Origin of the sequence: Zavarzinella formosa DSM 19928 (assembly GCF_000255705.1) — a bacterium.
Taxonomy (GTDB): Bacteria; Planctomycetota; Planctomycetia; order Gemmatales; family Gemmataceae; genus Zavarzinella; species Zavarzinella formosa.
In genome coordinates this window covers 1,275,224-1,290,047 of the sequence record NZ_JH636439.1, presented here as the reverse complement: position 1 = coordinate 1,290,047, position 14,824 = coordinate 1,275,224, and the positions used below count along the sequence as shown (strand labels likewise).

The following is a 14,824-nucleotide window of genomic DNA, read 5'->3' as shown; positions in this document are numbered from 1 at the left end:
GCCTGCGAACGCTGTGCCGCACTATCTCATAAAGTTAGAGGCTCTAAGTGCCAAACCTGTACCAAAAAAGCGATGGATCAAAAAGTTATTTGATGGTTAGAAATTTGATAAACCACACCAAACTGATCGATGGCAAATCATCGCAACTGTTTGGAGAAATGCGGATTGAAGGTAAACGAGTGAATGTGATGCCAACCGATGGGGTAAGCCGCCTCAGGGATTTGAACCCTGGACCCCGGCTTTACGAAAGCCGTGCTCTACCGCTGAGCTAAGGCGGCGAAATCAATCACGATTTCGAGTCGGTATCTTAGCGTCTTCGTCTGGCGCGGCAAGACCGATCCGTTCGTGTTTGATTCTTGAAAAGGGAAGACTGCGGATTTTGCCGACAGGTTCGCTTTTAAGGGTTGGATCGCACTTTCAACAGGCGGTCCTTGGCCCCGGTAAGGGATTGTTTGGCGGTTGCGTCTTCGGAAAGCGTGTTCAACAGGGAATCCAACTGAGAGAGGAGTTGATCCTTTACCACCGGAAACTCGGCGGCCCCGGTTCCCCCCTCGACTTGGCGTCGGGCATCCTCCAGCGTCGGGGCCAACCCCTGATCCAACAGCGTTTGCAAATGGCGGGTCAGTTCGTTTACGCGAGCCTGGTCCTTGCGGTCGATGGCTTGCGTGATCTCTGTGTTGAACTGGAACAAGAGTTTGTAATAGCCGTCGGCCCGTTTAAGGTGATCGTTTGGCGTGCGGGCTGACGTGACTGTCTTTTCCACAAGACGCTCGATCACCACCCGGTTCTGTTTGTAAAGTTGGGCACGGTATTGCGGCTTAAGGGCCGTCGGCGTCTGCCCGCCGACCCAAGCGGTCATGCCGACCATCAACAACAGAGAGAGCGTGTGGCGAATCACAACGATTTCTCCCGGAGTTTGGCGAGTTGGTTTTTGCCGTTGCGAGCAGTGCGAGCGATTTCCCGCAGTGGTTCGTCCGAACCAACCGGAGCCTCGGCGGCCAGTCGCTCGGCCTGTTGTTCGGTTTTGGCGAGCCGATCCGTGTACTCGCCGAGGAGTTGTCGCTTTTCGTTGTCGCCGAGAACCTCAGCTTGGAAAACCAATCCCTCCGCCACGATATCGTTGTACATTTTGGAAAGTGACGCCATTTCATCGCCAGGGGCCACCAGATACAGGCTGCGGGCTTGATCCTGCACATCATCCGCGAGTTTGGCGAGTACCTTGAGACGGTCGGGCGCGGTCTTGGCCACGTCGAGTTGTACTTTGGCAGCCACGACGCGGTCGAGCATCGGGTCCGGGGTATGCGAAGCCATTTCCACAGGTGTTTTCTTGCCGACGAAACTCCACAACACCACGCCGACACAAGCCACCACAGCCACCGCCCCGGCGGGCCACAAACGGGCGATCCGGTCGCCAAACGGTTGACGGGGACGAACTGAGATTGCCGGAACCGGTTTGGGTGGCGCCACTTCCTTGGTCGTTTGCTTGGTTTTCGGCTTCGCGGGTTCCGGTTTGAACTGACTCAGCAGTTGAGCCTTCGCCCGGCCGCTGTCCGGAAGAACGGGCATGCCCGCGATGGCGATTTCCATTTGCACCAACAGGTGATGCCAGGCCTGACAGGACGGACATTCGGAAACATGCTCGGCCAGAGACCCGGTCAGGTCGGCAGGGTCGGCAAGCCCCAAGATTCGGTGTTGGATGGTCTGACAGTTCATGACGCTTTCGGCTTTTCAGAGCCGTGGGGTAAAAAATCGGCGGACAACACAGTCATCAATTTCTGCCGGGCCTTGAATACCCGCCACCGGGCGGTTTCCTCCGTAATTTCTAAAATTTCGGCGATCTCCCGAAACGAAAGATCGTCCTCGATTCTTAGCAATAGCGCCGCCCGAAAATCGCTGGGCAGTTTTTTGATGGCATCGGCCACCACTTGCAGGGCTTCCTTGGTCAGTGCGTTTCCGACCGGGCCCTGCGGTTCCTCGGCAATTTCCGGGACCAGCGGCTGACGCTGATGGCGAATCGTTCGCCGTTGGTTCACAAAATTATTGTGGCCAATACGGAACAACCACGCCCGGAAGTTACTCCCGGCCTCAAAGCGGCTGACGGCCGCAAATGCCTTTAGGAAGGTTTCTTGGGTCAAATCTTCGGCAATTGAAGGATCACGGCTCAGCCGACACAGCCACCGAAACAGGTGGTCCCAGTATCGTTCGATCAATGTGCCGAAGGCTGCCCGGTCCCCTCCTTGGGCCGCCCGGATCAGGCTCGCTTCGTCATCAGTGTCAGTGGAACCGTTGGCTCGCAAATCGCACCGGGCATCCTCTATCCCGGTCGGGCGGGAGAGGCCGGCCGGGAGACGTTCGTCGGGTCGTACTGCTTTCAGCATACCCTGTCACACGGGCCGCCGCCAGCGGTTCCGCTTGTTCCGCACTGTTTGGTAATTAAACACACTCAATGCGGGTTCGTTGGCGGAATTAATCGACAGACAGGTTCGAGGGTGTCGTTTTTTGAGTTTGAGAGCTTTCCAAGACGACCAAAACAGACGCATCAGTCACTCAAAAACCTGTCTCACTGTCGCAAATGTCGGACTCACAGCCGAATCCCGCCCGAGACATCGATCCACGCTCCGGTGATCCACCGGGCATCGTCGCAGACGATTAATGAAACGGCATCGGCGATGTCCTCGGATTCGCCAATGCGACGGAGGGCGGTCATTTGCTCTTCCATTTGTTCTTCTTCCTTGGTCTTCCCGCTGGAGGCATTGTTCATGTCCGTGCGAGTGGAACCAGGGGCAACCGCATTGACTCGAATGCCGTCCGGGCCTAATTCGGCGGCGAGAACACGGGTCATCACATCAATGGCTCCCTTGGTCGCGGAATAAACGACCGAACCGGGGTAAGCCATCCGGGAAATGGCGCTGGCAATGTTGATGATGCAGCCCCCCTTGGGCATGACGGCGGCGGCCTCCTTGGCGCACAACAAGTAACCTCGAACGTTGAGGCCAAAATGCCGGTCGAAGTCCTCGGCTGTCACATCCTTCAGGAAGCCCCGCTGCATGATGGCGGCATTGTTCACCAAGATATCAAGACGTCCGTAGGCTTTCTGGACGGCTGCGAACATGACTGGAATTTGGGCAGGCTGGCTCACGTCCGCATGGACGGCAATGGCCTCACCTCCGGCTTTGGTGATCTCCGAGACGACTTCCTTCGCCGGGCCTTCGCTCTTGGCATAATTGACGGCCACTTTTGCCCCGTCGGCGGCCAGCCGTTTGGCAATGGCCGCCCCGATCCCCCGCGACGCCCCGGTTACCAAAACCACCTTGCCGGCCAGCCGTTTGTCAGCCATCGTCGTCATCTCCCGTGAAGAGTTGGTTTGCCAAATCGCATTCTAGGAAACCCGCGGGAGAGTCGGGTGGGAAGTGATGGCCCAAGGGTCGGGTCAGTTGGACTTCAATTGGAAGTCGAGCTTGTTACCGGGGGCGGGAATCTCGGCCGTGAGGGTGGATTGCGAGTTGAACTTCGCTGGCAACACTTGGGTTTTATCTTCTTGCAATTGTGAACCGTCGCCGGTTGACGACTTTCGGCCGGTCTTCTTCATCCAAGTGACTTCCACACGATATTTGCCAGAAGCCAGACCCCGACCGCTTTCAATCGAATATTTGCCGTTGGCAATCTGACCACCCACTTTTTGGCGGTTGTTTCCTCCTCCGTCTGTCGGAACGAAGAGGACAACCCCGTCGTCAATCGGCTGGCCGTCAAAACTAACATCCCCGGCCAGGGTTTGGTCGGTCTGACCACATCCGGTGAAGGCCGACAAGACAACGCAGACGGCCATGAGACGTGTCCGGCGGTTCTGAATAAACGTCATTATCAAGATGCTCCAGGGAGAGCAAACCGGGGAACCCGCGGGTTCCCCGGTTTGCGGGATCAGTTGAGATTGACGGTGTTTCCGTCAGCCGGGTGAATCAGGTTCTGGAGAGTGAAATTACCAGTGGCCGCCGGGAAAGCGGCATGGTCGGCGCTCTGGTCGGCGTCGATGCTATTGCGGACGAACCGGACAGAACCGTCGCCAAGCAAGAAGTTGCAACCTCCCGTGTGCAAACTTGTGAAACCCAACCGGGCGTTGTCGCCGCCGTAGGTGGTTGGCGCCGGTGGAGCGCCGGGGACGGCAATGTTAATCCCCCGCCCCGGCCGTCCTTCAAAACTGGCAGTGGTGACGCTGGATCTCGCGGGCCAGATGGCTCCGTAAGTTTTGACGGAGTCTCGTTCGCCAACCAAAATCGTGTTGCTCGACCCATCCGAAATATTTTGGATGCGCATCGGGGCGGCTTTGTTGTTGACGTCCGGTCCCACAACCTCCCGGTTGACCACATAGTTTGAACGGCCGTAGCCTTCATACAACGCATTGACGTCCGCGCCGGAATCGGACGGGCAACGGTATCCCGGAATCTTGATGGTCGTATTCGCGTTGACAGTCGGGCCGCTGCCACCGTTCAGGTCCGGGTTCAGGAGCCTGTAGAGGTTGTCTTGTTCGAGGAACGGGAGGATGACCGTGCCCCATGACCAGCCGGGACTGGGAGCGCCGCCGGCGGTATTCACCACCCAACCAGGCGGCAGATTGCCCACCGTGTCATTGTGATTGTGGAAAGCCAGCCCGATTTGTTTGAAGTTGTTGGTGCATTTCAAACGGTTGGCGGCTTCCCGGATCTTCTGCACCGCCGGAAGCAGCAGGCCGATGAGGATGGCAATGATGGCAATCACCACCAGCAACTCGATGAGCGTGAAGCCCCGTCGTCCCTTCAGGGGACGTTTTGGGAGATGGAGAGAGAACACAACAGCTCCTTGAAAAAACCGAAGAGAATGGAGAGAAGAACCCAACAATGAAAAGTTTCTTGAAGGGTCGTTTAGAAATGTGTTGGTCAGACAGGATGTGACGAAATTAATCGGCGCAACCAAAACACTCCTGTCAAAAATGTTAGGCGTGATGGTCAAGTTTCGCAATAGTGAAAATTTAATGAATTTTAATTTTCGACATGTTCCATTTCCCCCGCATCAAAACAACCAATCATTGCTCATCAATATTGGTCGGAAACATTTGGATGGCGGCCCGCAAGCCATCGGCAAGGCGGGTCGCCGTGGAAAGACGGCTCGCCGGATCGATTGTCAGACATTTGGAAATGACGGCTTTCAATTCCGATGGCAGGTCGGGATCTGAACGATCCCGCCACCATTCAACAGAAGGGGATTTTTCCAAAAGCACTTCCAAGACATGCTTCCCCTCGAAGACCACTCTTCCTGTCAACAACCTCGCCAAGACGAGGCCAAGAGCGAAAATGTCCGTGGCCGGGGTGATCTGGCCGAATGCGGAATCCAGTTGTTCGGGAGCCATATAACCCGGCGTTCCCGCCCATGTTCGGGAATTCTCAAATGGTTCGAGATTCATGGCCAGGCCGAAGTCCCCCACGACGATTCGGCCGGTATGTTCTCGCATCAGGTTGCCCGGCTTCAAGTCGCAATGAATGATTCCCCGGTCGTGTGCGTGTGCAAGCGTCGCGGCAACTTCTGCGACCCATTCGACTGCTTGCCGGGGTGAAGGGCGTCCACTGGCCGCAATTTCGGCCAGGTTTGATCCTTCGATGAAATCCATGACGATGAACAAGCCACCGCCGGGAATTTGCCCCACGCCATGAAGGAGGACGATACCCGGATGGCGCAGGCGGGCGATGATTCGGGCCTCCTCCAGAAACCGGCCGGCCGACTCACGTGACACCCATTGCGATTTGTGAAGTGTTTTCACGGCCACTTGTTGTTGCTTGCTTTTCCACCAAGCCCGGTAGACCTTGCCCGTTCCTCCCCGGCCGACCAGTTCGTTCAACATGAAGTCGCTGTAATCCAGCAAACCCTCCGAATAAGAATCAGCCGGAACAGACGCGGGCTTTGCCATCATTGGCGGGGCGGTCGCCTCCGGACCCTCGGAAGGTATTTCCCTCCCCCAGACTTGGCGAATTTCCTCAATGACCCGACGAACGGTGCGATCCGGCCGACCCGTGGCCTCCGCGATTTCAGCCCAAGTGCGATCTTGCAGTCGCATTTCGAGAATTGTTCGTTGTTCCGGGGCGAGTTTCGCCATGAATGATTCCAACTCATCGGCTGTGGCCAAAGCCTCCAACGGCGAGGGACCATCGACATAGCCGGCGGCGGCCGATTCCAAGGGACGATCCCGGTGAACGGCTCGCTTGCCCGCCGAGTGATGGGCGATTTGTCTCCGGAGTTTGTTGAGGGTCATGGTGACGAGCAATTTCCACAAGTCGCCGCTGTGTTCCAGCACGAATTCGCCGCGACCCGCTTTGATGAAAAAACTGCGATATGCGGAATGAACGGCATCTTCCGGATCAATCCGTCGACGAAGTGAAAGACTGATTTGCCGCCGGACCATGAAAGTGAGCCGTTCGACATATCGATGGAAAAGAGCATCAGCGGCTTGAGCATCGCCCTGACGAAACCGTTCGAGTAGTTCTGCCGATGTTTCTTCCATGTTTTTCCGGCAATGAAATTTTTTTGGCCAACATCATTCGCGGATCCGCATCTTTCTGGCAGTGACTTTTTTCTGTCAGACTTTCAAGGAGCCGCTCGTGGCCCATGTTGTTGCCGAACCCTGTCGCGGATGCAAACACACGGATTGCGTTGTTGTCTGTCCCACCGAGTGTTTTTACGAGGGGGATGACATGCTGTTCATCCATCCCAACGACTGCATTGACTGCGGTTGTTGCGTTCCCGAATGTCCCGTAAAGGCGATTTACCAAGACAACGACATCCCGGCCCACTGGATCTCGTATGTCGCTCTCAATGCGGACATGGCCAGGAAAAGCCCCCACATCACGGAGAAGAAATCGCCGATGACAGGTTCAAAGTGAATTCCGGACCATGCAAGATCTCTTGGCGATTCTGATGCTTCGATCCTATCACGTTCCCTGTGATCGGTTCATTATCGAAACGCCCGGAGGGTTGCGCTTGGCCCAGCCATCGGACACCTTGTACGATCCCCGCAACGGTGATTTGTCCTTGAGCGTTGTTGACCTCGACATTACCCCCGAAACGGCGGCCACAAGGACCAATTGCTTTATTGTCGATTGGATTCGTGAGGGCGAGGGAGTCGTCTGGGCTGATTCGGGCTGTCACCCGTTTGCGGCCTCTACCTTGTTGTTCTTCGTCCCGTATCAGAATGTGCGGTTTGTGCCGAACGGGTTGGTCCGCGTGACCCGCATCCAATTCCACGCCAATTTTCTTTGCATCGAAACCCACCACGAAGAAGTGGGATGCAACGGCGTTCTGTTTAACAATGTTTACGGCCTGCCAATGGTGGAACTGAACGACACCAGCGCCCGGGAATTTGCGGAGTTAGTCGGCCAGATTCGGCGGGAATTAGCCGACCAAGGGCTGGCTCACTCCGAGATTTTGCTCTCGTATCTGAAAGTGCTTCTCATTAGGGCCACCCGGCTGAAGCGTGAGCAACAGCATGTTTCGTGTGAATCTCCCGGCGGGCGATTACCGGCCGTTCTCGATTCGCTTCGGGAGTTGATCGAAACAAATTACCTGACCATGCACGCTCCGGCCGAGTATGCTGATCGGTTGTTCATGAGCCCCAAGGCCCTTGGAAAAATCGTCAAGGAGCGGTTGCACAAAACACTCACCGAGTTGATCCGCGAGCGCATCTTGAAACATGCCAAGTGGGAACTGCTGCACACGCTCCGGCCGGTGAAGGAGATTGCCCGCGAACTTGGCTATGCGGACGAACTCTACTTCAGCCGGTTGTTCAAACGGGCCACCGGTTATTCTCCGCTCTTCTTCCGCGACTACGAGACGACCATTCGGGGCGGGAGCAATCTGTCCATGTCTTTGCCCCTTCCGTCCATTCAATCAACTGCCGACCGCCGTTAACCTTGAAGAAAGCCCGTTGGCGAAGCACGAGAACTCATTCGTCACGCCGGGCAAATTCCAGGGAGAACGGACGATGAAAACTTTCATTCACAAGATGTTCGAGACGATGGCCCGGCTGGATCGCCTCGGAGTGACACTCACACGAATCGGCTTGATTGTTGTTTTGCTTTGGATCGGCGGCCTGAAAGCTTTCCGGTACGAAGCCGATGGCATTGTCCCCTTCGTGGCCAACAGCCCCTTGATGAATTTCTGGTACGCCGACCCGACCAACTACAAGGCCCACAAGAACCCGGAAGGGGTGTTGAACCCGGAGAACCGTTCCTGGCACGAAGCCAATCGAACGTACATCTTCGCTTATGGGCTGGGGTCGGTCATCGTCCTTTACGGATTGATGCTCTGTCTCCATCCGGTGCTTCCGCAGGTGGCGGCAGTCGGCAGTTTTCTGGTGTTCGTCATGTCGTTTGTGACGCTTTCGTTCCTTATTACCACCCCGGAATGCTGGGTTCCCCCGTTGGGAGACACCACTCACGGGTTCCCGTATCTAAGCGGGGCCGGCCGGCTGGTCATCAAGGATGCGATCATGATGGGAGCCGCCTTGGTGACGATGGCCGACTCCGCAAAGGCTTATTTGAAGAACAAAGGACAAGAGGCGATCGCCTGACAGGATCGAAAATCATCCCCGGCCGGAAGCAGTTTGCAGGGCTTGCCTGGCGCTCGACAACAACGAGTGGTACAGCACCAACATAATGCCTGATGATAATAATGCCGTGAAGGCGAGGATTTTCGCCAAGGCGTCGAAATCCGGGCCATTGTTATAGCCACTGTGATGGGAGCTGAAACCCTGCATCAGAACCGAACCGCAACCACCCAAAACCAATGAGATCAGCAGGCAAACCATGAAGCCGACTCCCATGCGGCCGATGCCTGCCGAAATTTCCCGAGAACCCGTGGTGATGCCCACTTGGGCCACCAATGCGGCGAACGTGACCACCGCCCCGGCCGCCATCAGGAAGCCACCGAGAACGGCCATCATCAAAACCGGTTCCGCGTCCCGGCGGTTTCCGTCAATGCTCACCAGAAAACCAAATCCAATCATGAGGATGGAAAGCATGCCGCCCAGCGCGCAAAACATGCTGGCCCACGCCGTGCCGCCGGCATTGGTTTCCGGTGGCACAGACAGGGCGCCGATACGTGCGATCATTCCCATGATGAGGGACATGATCGCCGGACCAAGAACAAGAAGAATGAACAACACGACCACAATGGCCGGAATTTGCCCCATTGAATCAATGGACCGGCCCAGACAAAACGTCACCAGATCGGCCAGAATTTGCACACCAAGGAACCGGACGGCCGCCTGTTCGCTGGAGATTGCCTTGCTCGTCTGTTTCCAATTCCCCGAGATATCGGACGGTTCCGGCCGCTCGACGGGCCGTCGCCGGGGGCGGGGGGCATCGTCGTAATCTTCTCTGGGAGGCGGCGGGGCCTTGGTCGCCATGCCAATCGCAAGCGGTTGAGAACAACCAGGGCAGCGGGTCGTTTTCCCGGCAAACTCCCCCCGGACGCGGAACTGTCGGCTGCAATGTCCGCACGTAATATCCAACATGGCCATGTCACATGCCCCGGATTGCGGAGAACCCCGCCGTCTGTTTCTGTTGTATGACGCCGCCGGTGGCACTTCCCGCTCCGTATAATTCGATACTCACTCCCCGCATTCCCAGGAGTCTCTTCATGTCGGCCTCTTCCTCGTCTTCTCCTGCCGGTCATCCCTCAACCATCTTTGATTCTTCCCCCACATACCGAATGGCCTGCGAACAACTATTCGGCGTCGCCGAAATTATGGGGACAGACCCGGATATCATTTCCCGACTGGCGATTCCCAAGCGGTCGCTGGTCATGGCCGTTCCCATCCGCATGGACAGCGGGGATGTGCGAACCTTTGTCGGCTACCGCGTCCAGCATTCGTTGACCAGCGGCGCCTCCAAGGGCGGGCTGCGATATGCACCGCATGTCGATTTGGGAGAGGTGGCCGCGTTGTCCATGTGGATGTCGTGGAAAGTCGGGATCATGAACCTGCCGTTCTCGGGGGCCAAGGGAGGCATCGCCTGCGACCCGACCAAACTGAGCCGGGGCGAACTGGAACGGCTCACCCGTCGTTACACCGAGGAAGTATTGCCAATCATCGGTCCTCGGATCGACGTGATGGCCCCGGACATGGGCACGGACGAACAAACGATGGCGTGGATCATGGACACCTACTCCATGAAGATCGGCTATGCCTGCCCGGAGATCGTGACCGGAAAACCCGTCGAACTTGGCGGCTGCGTCGGTCGGCGCGAGGCCACGGGACGCGGCGTGGTCTATTGCATCATGGAGGCGATGGGTGAACTGGGCCTGCAGCCAGATCAAAGCACGGCCGTTGTCCAAGGGTTTGGCAACGTCGGCTCGGTGGTATGCCAGGAACTATATCAACGCGGAGTGAAGATCATCGCCATCGGCGACCGGTTCGGGTCGATTAAGAACGCCAAAGGCATCGATATCCCGGACCTTGTCAAATATGTGGCCTCCGGGAAACAAGTGAAAGACTTCCCCGGCGCGGACCGGATTGAAGACAACGAATTGTTGGCCATTCCCTGCACGATCCTCGCCCCATGCGCGATGGAACGGGTCATCACCAAGGACAACGCCGGGAAGGTGAATTGCCGGATTCTGGCCGAGGGGGCAAATGGCCCGACCACGCCGGAAGCCGACCGGATTTTTGCGAACTCGGACATTTTTGTGATCCCGGACGTGCTGTGCAACGCTGGCGGCGTGACCGTCTCCTACTTCGAGTGGGTGCAGGATCTTCAGCAATATTTCTGGGACGAGGATCAGGTGAACGCGAAACTGCGGGAACTGATGCTCAAGGCCTTCCGGCGAGTGCGGGCGTTTTCCAAGGAGCGGAACATCCCCATGCGGCTCGCGGCCCTGAGCCTCGGCGTGAACAAAGTCGCCTTGGAAAAGGCAAAACGCGGCTTGTTCCCGTGATGAGCGCTGAATAGGGTTGGTGGGTATTTGCGACGGACGTATAACCATCTCCGCGCAAACTCAATATCCCGCGGCGAGCGGAAGGATTCCGGCATGAGATCATGGCTGAAGCGACTTTATCACAAGCTCCCGCTCGTCCGCGAACAGCACATGATCTTGGATGAACTCGCCCGCCAGCGAATGCTGGGGGACGTGGCCCTGCGGACTCAGATCGAACAGCATATCGCCGGGTTGCTCCGTCATCCGAAATACGCGGACTCCAAACGACTCGCCTCCACTGAAGCCCAACTTTTCTCCCAAAACGGAGAGGACGGGATCATTGGAGAAATCTTTCGGCGCATCGGCTCCGGCAGCAAAACGTTCGTGGAAATCGGCGTCGGCGACGGGTTGCAAAACAACACGGCCCTGTTGCTCTCCCAAAATTGGAGCGGTTGGTGGGTGGAAGCCGATCCGGGCAATCTCGCCGCCATTCGGGAGAACTTCAAGAATCATTTGAGCCGCAAGACGTTATCGCTCATCCCGGCCTTTGTGAACGCCGCCAACATGGTTTCGCTTTTGATGGAAGCGGGCGTCCCCTCGGAACTGGATTTCCTTTCACTCGACATCGATTTGAACACCTATTACGTGTGGGAAGCCCTGCTGCCGCATGTCCGGGCAAGGGTGTTTGCCATCGAATACAACGGGCACATCCCGGCCGGAGTGGATTGGAAGGTTGACTACGCGCCGGATTCGGTTTGGGATCAATCCGGCCATTGGTGGGGGGCAAGCCTCAAAGCCATGACCCATCTCGCCGAGCGACATGGTTATCAGTTGGTTGGGTGCGACCTCAACGGGGTAAACGCCTTCTTCGTACGGGCTGATCTTTGTGGCGATCTGTTTCCGACACCGGCGACGGCCGAACATCTTTATGAACCGGCCCGCGACTTTCTGTTGTCCTGGCGAAATTTGCTGCCGCAAAATCATCACGCCGCGTTGCAAAAACTATTGATCCGCGAAGCCGGACGGTAAAAATCGGTTGTTCCGATGATATTCCCCGCTCCGGAGAGTCGCGGACGATGCCGACCCGCGCCCCCCTCCCTACATTTTCATCGTCGCTTCAATTTCTCTCACATAGGGTTCTTCTGAACATGGCCAAGTATGTGTATTCCTTCGGCGGTAAGACGGCCGACGGGAACGGCAAGATGAAGGAATTGCTCGGTGGCAAAGGCGCCAACCTCGCCGAGATGTGTCTGATTGGTCTCCCCGTCCCCGCCGGGTTCACGATCTCCACGGAGGTCTGCACGTACTTCTACGACAACAAAAAGACCTACCCGGCCGAACTGCAAAAGCAGATCGAAACGGCCGTCGCCAAGGTCGAAAAGATCATTGGCACCAAGTTCGGCGACACGAAGAAGATGCCGCTGCTCGTGGCCGTCCGCTCGGGCGCCCGCGACTCGATGCCGGGGATGATGGACACGATCCTCAACCTGGGTCTCAACGATCAAACCGTGCTGGCTCTGGTCGCCGCCACCAACAACGAACGCTTCGCGTGGGACTGTTATCGTCGCTTCATCCAGATGTACGGCGACGTGGTGCTGGGCGTGCAAAAGGCCCCGGACGAAGACCATGAACCGTTTGAAGTGGTCATCGAAGGGTTGAAGACCGAGCGTTATCAAAACGCCGAAATGGAAGACACCAAGTTGAACGTGGCCGACCTCAAGGAACTGGTCGCCCGCTTCAAGAAGCTCGTGAAGAGCCGCACCGGCAAGGTGTTCCCCGAAAACCCTTGGGACCAACTCAAGGGCGCCGTCGGCGCCGTGTTCGGTTCGTGGATGAACGACCGGGCGAAAGTTTATCGCCGCAAGTACGGCATTCCTGACGAGTGGGGCACCGCCGTCAACGTGCAGGCGATGGTGTTCGGCAACACCGGCGAATCCTCCGGCTCCGGCGTGGCCTTCACCCGTGACCCGGCCACCGGCGAAAAGGTGTTCTACGGCGAATTCTTGATGAACGCTCAAGGCGAAGACGTGGTCGCCGGCGTTCGGACGCCGGACCCGGTCGCCAAGCTCAACGGCATCATGCCGCATGCCTACAAGGAACTCGAAGGCGTCCGCAAGACCCTCGAATCCCACTTCAAGGACATGCAAGACTTTGAATTCACCATTCAAGACGGCAAGCTGTTCATGCTGCAAACGCGGAACGGCAAGCGAACCGGCGTGGCCGCCGTTCGCATCGCCTGCGAAATGGTGAAAGAAAAGCTGATCGACTGGAAGACGGGCGTGACCCGCGTGCCGGCCGACCAGCTTGAGCAAGTGCTGGCCCCGATCTTCGACCGGGCCGCCGTCAAGAGCGCCAAGGTCATCGCCACCGGCCTCCCCGCCGGTCCGGGGGCCGCTTCCGGCAAGATTTACTTCAACGCCGACCGTTCGGTGGAAGCCAACGCCAAGGGCGAAAAGGTTCTCCTCGTTCGCGTGGAAACCAGCCCGGAAGACCTTCGCGGGATGATTGCCGCCGAAGGTATCCTGACGGCCCGCGGCGGGGTGAGCTCCCACGCCGCCCTCGTCGCCCGGCAGATGGGCAAGGTTTGCGTGTGCGGCGCCGCTGCCCTGCAAATCGATTACCACAAGAAGACGCTGACCGTCGGCGACAAGACCTACAAGGAAGGCGACTTCCTCAGCATCGACGGCACCGCCGGCACGGTCTACGCGGGTGAATTGAAGACCGCTCCTTCCGAGATCATCCAAGGTCTGTTGCACGGTGAAAAGTCGGCTCAAGAAAGCAGCACCTACAAGAACTTCGTCCAATTGATGGACTGGTGCAAAAAGTCCACCCGCATGACCGTTCGCACCAACGCGGACAACCCGGAACAGACGGCCAACGCCGTCAGCTTCGGCGCCAGCGGGATTGGCCTGTGCCGCACCGAACACATGTTCTTCGAAGGCGACCGTATCGACGCCATGCGGGAAATGATCCTCGCAGAAACGCTCGAAGACCGGCAAAAGGCCCTCGCCAAATTGCTCCCGTACCAACGGGAAGACTTCTTGGGCATGTTCAAGGAACTGAAGGGGCTGCCCGCCACCATCCGCTTCCTTGACCCGCCGCTGCACGAGTTCCTGCCGAACGACAAGGAATCCCAAGCCGCCCTCGCCAAGAAACTTGGTGTGCCGGTGGAAAAGATTGCCAGCCGCGTTCACTCGCTCCACGAGTTTAACCCGATGCTCGGCCATCGTGGTTGCCGCCTTGGGATCAGCTATCCGGAAATCTCCGCGATGCAGGCCCGAGCCGTGTTTGAAGCCGCCGCCGAATGCCAGAAGGCCGGCGTCAAAGCCAAGCCGGAAATCATGATTCCGCTGGTTGGCTTCAAGAAGGAACTTGACCTGCAAGTGGCCGTGGTTCACGAAGTGGCCGCCCAAGTGCAGAAGGAAAAGAAGGTCAAGCTGAGCTACCTCGTCGGCACCATGATCGAAGTGCCTCGGGGTGCCCTGACCGCTGACGAAATCGCCGAAACGGCCGAGTTCTTCAGCTTCGGGACCAACGACCTGACGCAAACGACCCTCGGCATGAGCCGCGATGACTCCGGCAGCTTCCTGCCGCACTACGCCGAATCGGAAATCGTGAAGAAGAACCCGTTCGCCACCATCGACCAAAAGGGCGCCGGCGAATTGATGCGGATCGCCATCGAAAAGGGCCGTTCGACCCGCGAGAACATCAAACTCGGGATCTGCGGCGAACACGGGGGCGACCCGGATTCCGTGAAGTTCTGCGACAAGCTCGGTCTCGACTACGTGAGCTGCTCGCCGTTCCGGGTGCCGATCGCCCGTCTGGCCGCCGCCCAAGCCGCCATTGCCGCCGCGAAGTAATTGGTTGACCGCTTGAAGGTTGCCTGAAA

General features: G+C 57.6%; 14 protein-coding genes and 1 tRNA gene. 6 read left to right on the top strand and 9 right to left on the bottom strand.

Features of this window, described 5'->3' with window-relative positions; all coding sequences use genetic code 11:
- Positions 1-206 precede the first annotated feature (206 nt).
- The 8 genes from BGIM_RS0106150 to BGIM_RS0106115 form a co-directional block, all read right to left on the bottom strand.
- Positions 207-278: transfer RNA gene (locus tag BGIM_RS0106150), tRNA-Thr, on the bottom strand.
- A gap of 119 nt (positions 279-397) precedes the next feature.
- Positions 398-898: a hypothetical protein gene (locus BGIM_RS0106145; protein WP_020468922.1), complete on the bottom strand. Its 501-nt coding sequence runs from the start codon at positions 896-898 to the stop codon at positions 398-400.
- Positions 895-1,713 carry a lipase chaperone gene (locus tag BGIM_RS0106140; protein ID WP_020468921.1) on the bottom strand — a complete coding sequence of 273 codons (819 nt, stop codon included), beginning with the start codon at positions 1,711-1,713 and terminating at the stop codon, positions 895-897. Before BGIM_RS0106140 ends, BGIM_RS0106145 begins: the two co-directional genes overlap by 4 nt.
- A complete protein-coding gene (locus BGIM_RS0106135) occupies positions 1,710-2,378 on the bottom strand; it encodes an RNA polymerase sigma factor (protein WP_020468920.1) in 669 nt (222 codons plus the stop codon). Before BGIM_RS0106135 ends, BGIM_RS0106140 begins: the two co-directional genes overlap by 4 nt.
- 203 nt (positions 2,379-2,581) lie before the next feature.
- Positions 2,582-3,337 (bottom strand): SDR family NAD(P)-dependent oxidoreductase, encoded by a 756-nt coding sequence (locus BGIM_RS0106130; protein ID WP_020468919.1) that lies wholly within the window; start codon positions 3,335-3,337, stop codon positions 2,582-2,584.
- A gap of 93 nt (positions 3,338-3,430) precedes the next feature.
- Positions 3,431-3,826, bottom strand: coding sequence for a hypothetical protein (locus BGIM_RS0106125; RefSeq protein ID WP_029629782.1), 396 nt, complete (start codon positions 3,824-3,826; stop codon positions 3,431-3,433).
- Positions 3,827-3,918: 92 nt separating this feature from the next.
- A complete protein-coding gene (locus BGIM_RS0106120; RefSeq protein WP_020468917.1) occupies positions 3,919-4,824 on the bottom strand; it encodes a DUF1559 domain-containing protein in 906 nt (301 codons plus the stop codon).
- A gap of 232 nt (positions 4,825-5,056) precedes the next feature.
- Positions 5,057-6,526: a protein kinase domain-containing protein gene (locus BGIM_RS0106115; protein WP_020468916.1), complete on the bottom strand. Its 1,470-nt coding sequence runs from the start codon at positions 6,524-6,526 to the stop codon at positions 5,057-5,059.
- A 97-nt stretch (positions 6,527-6,623) separates the two neighbouring features.
- On the opposite strand from BGIM_RS0106115, the gene BGIM_RS0106110 reads away from it, so the two are divergent.
- The 3 genes from BGIM_RS0106110 (at position 6,624) to BGIM_RS0106100 (ending at position 8,590) form a co-directional block, all read left to right on the top strand.
- Entirely contained in the window at positions 6,624-6,905 is a 282-nt protein-coding gene (locus tag BGIM_RS0106110; RefSeq protein ID WP_020468915.1) for a ferredoxin family protein, read from the top strand.
- A 10-nt stretch (positions 6,906-6,915) separates the two neighbouring features.
- Positions 6,916-7,929: a helix-turn-helix domain-containing protein gene (locus tag BGIM_RS0106105; protein ID WP_020468914.1), complete on the top strand. Its 1,014-nt coding sequence runs from the start codon at positions 6,916-6,918 to the stop codon at positions 7,927-7,929.
- Positions 7,930-8,002: 73 nt separating this feature from the next.
- A complete protein-coding gene (locus tag BGIM_RS0106100) occupies positions 8,003-8,590 on the top strand; it encodes a DUF417 family protein (RefSeq protein WP_029629780.1) in 588 nt (195 codons plus the stop codon).
- 12 nt (positions 8,591-8,602) lie between these two features.
- Here BGIM_RS0106100 and BGIM_RS0106095 read toward each other — a convergent pair whose 3' ends face one another.
- Positions 8,603-9,541, bottom strand: coding sequence for a hypothetical protein (locus BGIM_RS0106095; RefSeq protein ID WP_020468912.1), 939 nt, complete (start codon positions 9,539-9,541; stop codon positions 8,603-8,605).
- A 119-nt stretch (positions 9,542-9,660) separates the two neighbouring features.
- On the opposite strand from BGIM_RS0106095, the gene BGIM_RS0106090 reads away from it, so the two are divergent.
- The 3 genes from BGIM_RS0106090 to ppdK all read left to right on the top strand — a co-directional run bounded on the left by BGIM_RS0106090 (position 9,661) and on the right by ppdK (position 14,795).
- A complete protein-coding gene (locus BGIM_RS0106090) occupies positions 9,661-10,956 on the top strand; it encodes a Glu/Leu/Phe/Val family dehydrogenase (protein ID WP_020468910.1) in 1,296 nt (431 codons plus the stop codon).
- Between the two features lie 93 nt (positions 10,957-11,049).
- Complete coding sequence (locus BGIM_RS0106085) at positions 11,050-11,964, top strand: hypothetical protein (RefSeq protein WP_020468909.1); 915 nt, start codon at positions 11,050-11,052, stop codon at positions 11,962-11,964.
- A gap of 119 nt (positions 11,965-12,083) precedes the next feature.
- Positions 12,084-14,795, top strand: a complete 2,712-nt coding sequence (gene ppdK, locus BGIM_RS0106080) for a pyruvate, phosphate dikinase (RefSeq protein WP_202947222.1) — start codon at positions 12,084-12,086, stop codon at positions 14,793-14,795.
- Positions 14,796-14,824 lie beyond the last annotated feature (29 nt).